The sequence below is a fragment of the Rhodanobacter sp. C03 genome, from assembly GCF_002001175.1.
Lineage (GTDB): Bacteria > Pseudomonadota > Gammaproteobacteria > Xanthomonadales > Rhodanobacteraceae > Rhodanobacter.
In genome coordinates this window covers 210,015-218,089 of sequence record NZ_MUNT01000010.1, presented here as the reverse complement: position 1 = coordinate 218,089, position 8,075 = coordinate 210,015, and the positions used below count along the sequence as shown (strand labels likewise).

Annotated in this window: 8 protein-coding genes and 1 pseudogene; 6 read left to right on the top strand and 3 right to left on the bottom strand. The window is 64.4% G+C overall.

The features are described from left to right. Positions 1-311: pseudogene (locus tag B0E48_RS17605) on the top strand (hypothetical protein); the annotation flags it as partial. Positions 312-515: 204 nt separating this feature from the next. Next, positions 516-1,556, top strand: coding sequence for a phospholipase A (locus B0E48_RS14650; protein ID WP_254423983.1), 1,041 nt, complete (start codon positions 516-518; stop codon positions 1,554-1,556). 11 nt (positions 1,557-1,567) lie between these two features. On the opposite strand, the gene B0E48_RS14645 is transcribed toward B0E48_RS14650, so the two are convergent. Together B0E48_RS14645 and B0E48_RS14640 are read right to left on the bottom strand one after the other, a co-directional pair. Continuing rightward, positions 1,568-2,818, bottom strand: a complete 1,251-nt coding sequence (locus B0E48_RS14645; RefSeq protein WP_139350304.1) for an NAD(P)/FAD-dependent oxidoreductase — start codon at positions 2,816-2,818, stop codon at positions 1,568-1,570. After that, complete coding sequence (locus B0E48_RS14640; protein ID WP_077518878.1) at positions 2,763-3,245, bottom strand: peptidylprolyl isomerase; 483 nt, start codon at positions 3,243-3,245, stop codon at positions 2,763-2,765. The genes B0E48_RS14645 and B0E48_RS14640 overlap by 56 nt, the downstream gene beginning before the upstream one ends. Positions 3,246-3,365: 120 nt before the next feature. Between B0E48_RS14640 and dacB the strand changes: the two genes are divergently transcribed. Beyond that, positions 3,366-4,916 (top strand): D-alanyl-D-alanine carboxypeptidase/D-alanyl-D-alanine-endopeptidase, encoded by a 1,551-nt coding sequence (gene dacB / locus B0E48_RS14635; protein WP_077518877.1) that lies wholly within the window; start codon positions 3,366-3,368, stop codon positions 4,914-4,916. 19 nt (positions 4,917-4,935) lie between these two features. Here the strand turns inward: dacB and B0E48_RS14630 are convergent, their stop codons facing one another. Then, positions 4,936-5,421, bottom strand: coding sequence for a glutathione peroxidase (locus B0E48_RS14630; protein ID WP_077518876.1), 486 nt, complete (start codon positions 5,419-5,421; stop codon positions 4,936-4,938). Positions 5,422-5,524: 103 nt separating this feature from the next. Here B0E48_RS14630 and B0E48_RS14625 point away from each other — a divergent pair, with 103 nt between their 5' ends. From B0E48_RS14625 to B0E48_RS14615, 3 genes are all read left to right on the top strand, one after another. Beyond that, positions 5,525-6,535 carry a methionine ABC transporter ATP-binding protein gene (locus B0E48_RS14625; protein ID WP_077518875.1) on the top strand — a complete coding sequence of 337 codons (1,011 nt, stop codon included), beginning with the start codon at positions 5,525-5,527 and terminating at the stop codon, positions 6,533-6,535. Continuing rightward, positions 6,532-7,209, top strand: a complete 678-nt coding sequence (locus B0E48_RS14620; RefSeq protein ID WP_077518874.1) for a methionine ABC transporter permease — start codon at positions 6,532-6,534, stop codon at positions 7,207-7,209. Before B0E48_RS14625 ends, B0E48_RS14620 begins: the two co-directional genes overlap by 4 nt. A gap of 64 nt (positions 7,210-7,273) precedes the next feature. Beyond that, on the top strand, positions 7,274-8,071 hold the full coding sequence (locus tag B0E48_RS14615; protein ID WP_077518873.1) for a MetQ/NlpA family ABC transporter substrate-binding protein: 798 nt from the start codon (positions 7,274-7,276) through the stop codon (positions 8,069-8,071). The last annotated feature ends 4 nt before the right edge of the window (positions 8,072-8,075 follow it).

Genomic DNA, 8,075 nt, shown 5'->3' with positions numbered 1-8,075 from the left:
CGCCCGCACCGATGGCGCCGATGCCCCCCACTCCTCCGGCACCTGCGTCGACCGCAGCCATGCCCAGCTCGGCGCCGACAGAAAACGCGGCCTCCCCGAGCCAGCAGGTCATTGTGCACAGTGCCCCGGCACCGGCTCCCATGATCGGGGCGGCACCTTCCTTCGAGCAGCTGTCCGGTGGCGGCAAATCGATCAGCGAGGAGCAGGCGGCCGCCTATCCACCGCTGGCCAATGACTTCCTGAATGCCAGCCACAACGGCAAGCGCGTCAGCAAGGCCCAGTACGACAACTGGGTCAAGCAGCTTCAGTAAAAGGTCACCTCCAGACCAAGCCGGTCACCGTCGAGGTGGCCGGCTTTCTTTGGGCGGACAGGCATTCTTCCGCCGATGTCCCCAGCACCCCCGACGTCGGGAATCCCGATTGATCGGTCTTGGATGGTTCTTATCTGGAGCATTCGCTCGATGAAGCCTCGTCATCTTGCCGTGCCACTGGCGTGGCTAGCGAGCCTGCTGGCCATGCCAGGGCATGCGCAAAATCCGGACCCGACCGATATCCGCGCCTGCACCGCGATCGAGAGCGACGCACAGCGACTGGCCTGCTACGACCACGCGACAGGTCGGGTGAACCTGCCCGTCGCACAGAAGCGGGTCGACCGGGAAACAACCACCCCGAATATCTTCAGTCGCGAACGCAGCAGTACCTCGACGACAGCGACGCAAGGCAACGATGAAGTAGCCCGGCCGCTGTCCCTGCTCGACAGCCGCTGGGAACTGTCGCCGGAGAGCAAGCTCGGCACCTTCAACGTGCGCGGCTACAAACCGGTCTATGTCATGCCGGTATTCGCCACCAGCAATCAGAACGACGAGCCGCACAGTCCCAACCCGGTCAACACGGTGACTTCGCCGCAGTCACTGGACAATGTCGAGACGAAGTTCCAGCTCAGTCTGAAGACCAAGGTCTGGCAGGGTGTGTTCGGCGATGCCGGCGACCTCTGGGTGGCTTACACGCAGGACTCGCACTGGCAGCTCTACAACTCTCAGGCCTCGCGCCCGTTCCGCGAAACCAACTACGAGCCCGAAGCCATCCTGATGTTCAACACCCACTACGAGGTGTTCGGCTGGGATGGACGGTTGCTGGGCATCGGCGTGGATCACCAGTCGAACGGCCAATCCGATCCGCTCTCGCGCAGCTGGAATCGGGTGATGGCCGATATCGGCTTCGAACGTGATGGCTGGACCGTGATGCTGCGCCCGTGGTGGCGCATTCCCGAGTCACGCGCGGACGACAACAATCCCGACATCAGCAATTACATGGGTCGCGGCGACATGCAGATCATCCACGAATGGAATGGCCAGGAATTCGGGCTGATGCTGCGCCATTCGCTGCGTGGTGGCAGCGAAAGCCATGGCGCTGCCCAGTTCACCTGGAGCTTCCCGCTGGCTGGCAACCTGCGTGGCTACATGGAAGCGTTCAAGGGCTACGGCGAAAGCATGATCGACTACAACCACAATGCCACTTACCTTGGCGTCGGCATCTCGCTGCTCGACTGGTATTGAGCGCGACGGGGTCAGCACCACCAACCGGTTTTCACGCCGGCGAGAATCTTCAGCATCTGTCCCTTGGCCAACGGCATCCGTCCGAGCGGCCCGAAACCGAGGTCGCGCATCCGTGCCAGGCCGTCGCGCTCAGACTGGAATAGCGGCGTCAGCCAGCGACTGAGCCGCTGGTACACCGCCACATGCTGCCGTCGTGCGCGTGGGTACAGCTTGAGCGCCGCCTCGATGTCGTCAGTGGCGGCCACCGCATCGGCCAGTGCCTGAGCATCCAGGAGTGCCATGTTCACACCCTGGCCCAGTTGAGGACTCATTGCATGTGCCGCGTCGCCAATGAATAGCACACGCCCGTGCACCGGCGTGTGCAGTACCACGTCGCGATAGCGTGCCCGTTGCAGTTGTTCAGGCGCGCGGATCGATGCAAGCAATGACGCCGCCTCTGGCCACAGCACCGTCACGCGCTCGCGCAAGCTCGTCAGTGCGGCATCGTCGAACGCATCCACCTGATCGCCCGGCAGGCTGAAATAGAAGGTGAGCCAACGGCCGTCGCGATCGGCTCGGCGTCCCACCGGCAACAGTCCGATCATCTCGCGGGTGCCGCCGTAGCGCTGCTGAAGTACATCGTGATGCGGCCATTCGTCGGCCGGCAACAGACACCACATTGCGCCCCATGGATACGTCTGCTGGCGTTGCACCAGCTGTGGCATCGATGCGCGCAGCCGCGAGTGTGCACCGTCGGCAACCACGATCAGGTCGAACGGGCCGTGTCGCTGGCCGGTGCTGTCGCGCAGATGGCGACCATCCGCTTCGATGGCTTCGATGCACACGCCGGTGTGGATCTGCGCGGCATCCGGATAAGCATCCCGCAACAGGGTGAACAGGCTGCCGCGAGTCAACCCGAGGCCGAAGCAGTCGGGAGCGTGGTCGGCATAGCGCATGTCCATCACGCAGCGGCCACGCACATTGCAGCCATACAGCCGCTCGATCCGCTGCCCCTGTGCCAACGCCTGCTCGTGCAGACCGAGCCGGGCCAGCACGCCGAGTCCGGTCGGCTGCAGCAGGAAGCCGGCGCCGACTGGACCAGGCGCCGCGGCCTGCTCGAACACGCTCAGCTGATGGCCCTGTTCCGCCAGAAACAGTGACGCCGCCTGACCGGCGGCGCCGTAACCCACGATCGCAATATGCCAGCGTCCCTGCATGGCGTGAGCGTCAGTGGTGGTGACCACCGGCGCCGTGCACGTGGCCGTGCGCCAGCTCTTCTTCACTCGCCGCGCGCACGTCGGTCACTTCGATCGCGAAATGCAGGGTCTTGCCGGCCAGCGGGTGGTTGCCGTCGATGAACACCTTGCCGTCTTCGACCTTGGTCACGGTGACGTTGATCTCGCCCTGCGGGCCGCGGCCCTGGAACTGCATGCCGGGCTGGATATCGTCGACGCCCTGGAACGCCTCGCGCGGCACTTCCTGCATCAACTCGACGTGATGCACGCCGTAGCCCTCTTCCGGCGCCACGTCCGCCGTGAACTTGTCGCCAACCGCGCGGCCTTCCATCTGCTTTTCCAGGCCGGGCACGATATGACCACTGCCGTGCAGATAGGTCAGCGGCTCGCGGCCTTCGGAGCTGTCGATGACCTGACCCTGGTCGTCGGTCAGCGTGTAGTGGAAGGCGGCAACGGAGTTCGGGGCAATCTGCATGGGAGTCTCGCGAATAGGTTCAAGTCCGCCGGCCAGATGCCGACACGAACCTGTAAGGTTACCAGAACCGCGGCCACCAGCCCGGCTGCAGGGAGCGGCCGGATTGGCGATACTGTGGCCATGAGCCAGCTGCCAAGCCGTTTTCGCCACCGCCTCGTTCCCGCTCTGTTGTTGATCGGCATCTGCTGGCTCACCGCCTCGCTGGCGGCAGCATCGGCGCCGCCTGCCATCACCGATGCCACCACCACGGCGATGCTGGCAGCCCAGATCGATGCGCAGATCGAGCAACCCCGTTTCAGCGCCGCCAGCTGGGGCATCGCCGTGGTGTCGCTGGACAGCGGCCGCACGCTGTACGCGCACCATGCCGATCAGCTGCTGCAACCTGCCTCCACCGCCAAGTTGTTCACCGCCGCTTTGAGTCTGGCCACGCTGGGCACGGATTACCGCATTCCTACCCGACTGCTGGCCGGCGGGCGCCAACACGACGGGCGCCTGGATGGCCCGCTGATCCTGTATGGCATGGGCGACCCCACCCTGGGCACCGCCGGCAGCACCGACTGGGCCGATCAGCTGGCTGCGCAGCTGGCTGCACGCGGCGTGCGACACGTGCGTGGCGATCTGATCGCCGACGACGGCTACTTCACGGGTCCGTCGTTCGGCACCGGCTGGGAAGCCGGTGACCTGCAGAGCTGGTTTGCAGTGCCTTCCTCCGCGCTAAGCGTGCAGGAAAACACCATCGACATCACGGTCAGCCCCGCCGCTGCGGTCGGTCTGCCGGCCAGCCTGAACTTCGATCCAGTCGACGCCGCACCACCCCTGCTCGGCCAGATCACCACCGCCCTGCCGCGCTCCACCAGCGACATCAACCTGTATCGCGCACCGGGCACCGGCACGCTCTACGCTTTCGGCAGCGTGCCGACGCGCGCATCGCCGCAGCATTTCAAACTGGCAATGACCGACCCGGCGTTGCAGGCTGGCCAGCAACTGCGCCAGGCGCTGGAACGCCAAGGCATCCACCTCACCGGCAAACTGCAGGTACGCCACTGGCCGCAGGACGATGCCAGCCTGCTGGCGCGCACCGAAACCGTTGCCGAGGTGTTGTCGCCACCGCTGCTGGAGATCCTGCAGCGCGGCCTGAAGCGTTCACAGAATCTGTATCTGCAGAACCTGCTGCTGAGCGTCGGCGTGCACCAGCAAGCCAGCGAACCCACGCCGCCCACCGGCTTCACCAGCAGCGAAGGTTATGGCATCCAGGCGCTGCAACAGCTGCTGCCGCAGATCGGGATTCCGGCGTCAGCCAGCCTGATCGGCGAGGGCGCCGGGTTGTCGCGCCGCGACCTGGTCACGCCGGATGCGCTGGTGCGTCTGCTCGGCTATCTGGCCGCGCAACCCTATGCTGCGGCCTTGCATGATGCGCTGCCGATCGCCGGCGTGGACGGCACCCTGATCGGGCGCATGCGCCACACCGCCGCCGAGAACAACGTGCATGCCAAGACCGGCAGCATGAACTACGTGCATTGCCTGGCCGGCTATGTCACCACAGCCGCCGGCGAACGGCTGGCGTTCGCGATCATGCTCAACAACTACGAGGCGCCGCCGGACGGCCTCCGCGCCAGCAGCGATGTGGATGCGATCGCGGTGCTGCTGGCAAACTATCGCGGCCGCGACTGAACGCGGCCGCCAACCGACATCAGCTAGCCAGTCGCGCCAGCATGTCCTTGCCGATTTTCTCCGGCGTATCGGTGGATGCGTAGCGCTTCACCACCTGGCCTTCTGCGTCGACCAGGAACTTGGTGAAGTTCCACTTGATCGACTCGCTGCCGAGGATGCCCTTGCCCTCGCTCTTCAACCACTTGTACAGCGGATCAGCGTGTTCACCGTTCACCTCGATCTTGGCGAACATCGGGAAAGTCACGTCGTACTGGGTGCTGCAGAAAGTCTTGATCTCGGTCTCATCGCCCGGCTCCTGATGACCGAACTGGTCGCACGGGAAGCCCAGCACCACCAGCCCGCGATCGCGCTGATCCTGCCACAGCGTCTCCAACCCCTTGTACTGCGGGGTGAAGCCGCATTTGGAGGCGACATTGACGATCAGCAGGGTCTTGCCGCGCCACTCGGCCAGCGAGCGCGGGGTGCCGTCGATATCGCGGGCGGTGAAATCGTAAACACTGGACATGGCCGGACTCCGATCGAATGATCAATCTGGCAGTCTACGCCATTGCGTGTGACGCTCGTGGCATAGATAGAATGACGCTCCCACCCGCAGGCCAAGGTCCGCCGTGATCCGCTTTGTCGATGTCCACAAGTCCTACCGTGTCGACGGCCGGGACATTCCCGCGCTGCAACCCTTCAGCCTCGACATTGCCGATGGCGAGGTATTCGGCATCATCGGCCTGTCCGGCGCTGGCAAATCGACGCTTATACGGCTGATCAACTTGCTGGAACGACCCAGCGGCGGTGACATCTTCATCAACGACATCGAGATGACCGTGCTGGCCGAGCCTGCACTGCGTGCGCAGCGCCGCAAAATCGGCATGATCTTCCAGCACTTCAACCTGCTCGCCTCGCAAACGGTGGCCGACAATGTGGCGTTTCCGCTGCGGCTGGCCGGCGAACGCGATGCTGCGGCCCTGCGCGCCCGCGTCGACGAACTCCTGGCGCGGGTCGGACTTAGCGCGCACGCCGACAAATACCCGTCACAGCTTTCCGGCGGCCAGAAGCAACGTGTCGGCATCGCCCGCGCGCTGGCCAATCGGCCGTCGATCCTGCTGTGCGACGAGGCGACCAGCGCGCTCGATCCGCAAACCACCGCCTCCGTGCTGGAGCTGCTGGCCGAGATCAACCGCGAGTTGAAGCTCACCATCGTGCTGATCACCCACGAGATGGACGTGGTGCGCCGCGTCTGCGATCGGGTGGCGGTGCTTGACGCCGGCGTGATCGTGGAGCGTGGCGCGGTAGCCGATGTGTTCCTGCATCCGCAGCACGCCACCACCAGGCGCTTCGTCAACGAGGCGTTGCCGGAAGAAGCAGCCAGTGAACTGACGCCGTTCGCGCAAGTGCCTGGGCGCATCCTGCGGATGAGCTTCCGCGGCGATACCACGCTGACCCCTGCGCTGGGGCGCGTTGCGCGTGAGACCGGGATCGACTTCAACATCCTCGCCGGCCGCATCGACCGCATCAAGGACCTGCCCTACGGCCAGCTCACCCTGGCGATGCAGGGCGAACACGTGGAAGCCGCACTGGCCGCGCTGCGCGGCGCGGGCATCGAGATCGAGGAGCTGCATCGATGAACCTGCTGCAGAAGTTGTTCCCGAACATCGACGACTGGAGCGAACTTGGCCGCGCCTGCATCGACACCCTGCTGATGCTCGGCGGCTCGCTGTTGCTCACCGTGTTGATCGGCCTGCCGCTGGGTGTGTTGCTCTATCTCACCAGCAAGGGCCAGTTGCGGCCGATGCCCAAGCTGTATGCGATCACCTCGCTGCTGGTGAACATCCTGCGCTCGGTGCCGTTCATCATCCTGATGATCGTGCTGATGCCGGTCACCTACTTCCTGGTCGGCACCAAGCTCGGCATCCGCGGCGCTATCCCGCCGCTGGTGATCGGCGCCGCGCCGTTCTTCGCGCGGCTGGTGGAGACCGCGCTGCGTGAAGTGCAGCAGGGCGTGATCGAGGCCAGCCAGGCGATGGGCGCCAGCCTGTGGCAGATCGTGCGTCACGTGCTGCTGCCCGAGGCACGCGGCGGCATCTTCGCCGGCATCACCGTCACCGCGATCGCCCTGGTCGGCTACACCGCGATGGGTGGCGCGATCGGTTCGGGCGGCCTCGGCGATCTGGCCTATCGCTACGGCTACCTCAGCTACAAGTCCGACTACATGCTGGTCACCGTGGCGCTGCTGATCGTGCTGGTGCAACTGCTGCAGATGATCGGGGACCGCATCGTGGCACGCTACAGCCGACGCTGAATGGCCGTCTTTGCATTTGGCGGTATGGACGGCTATTCTTGTGCGCCGCACAAAATATACGCCCATGAACAAGCTGCTTGCCCCCCTCGCCGCCCTGCTCCTGCTGGTCGGCTGCTCTTCCTCGAATGAGGCTGGCAAAGACACGCAGACGCTGACCGTGGCCGCCACGGCGGTTCCGCACGCCGAGATCCTCAAGCAGGTGAAGCCACTGCTGGCGAAGGAAGGCGTCGATCTGCAGATCAAGGTATTCGCCGACTACGTGCAACCGAACGCGCAGGTCGTCGAGAAGAACATCGATCTGAACTATTTCCAGACCAAGCCCTATCTGGATGCGTTCAACCACGAACACGGCACCAACCTCACCATCATCACCGGTGTGCACATCGAGCCATTCGGTGCGTATTCGCACAAGTACAAGAGCATCGATCAGTTGCCGGACGGTGCCAGCGTGACCCTTCCGAACGACCCCAGCAACAACAGCCGCGCCTTGCTGCTGCTGGCGAAGCATGGCCTGATCACCCTGAAGGATCCGAACAACGAGCTGTCCACGCAGAAGGACATCACCGCGAATCCGAAACACCTGAAGTTCCGCGAACTGGAGGCGGCGATGCTGCCGCGCACATTGGACGAGGTGGACCTCGCGCTGATCAATACCAACTACGCGCTGGCTGCCGACCTGAATCCGACGAAAGACGCGCTGCTGATCGAGGACAGAAATTCACCCTACGTGAACTACCTCGTCGGTCGTCCGGACAACCAGAACGACCCGCGCGTGCAGAAGCTGGCGAAGGCGCTGACCAGCCCCGAGATCAAGGCCTTCATCGAACAGAAATACCACGGCGCCATCCTGCCGGCGTTCTGACCAA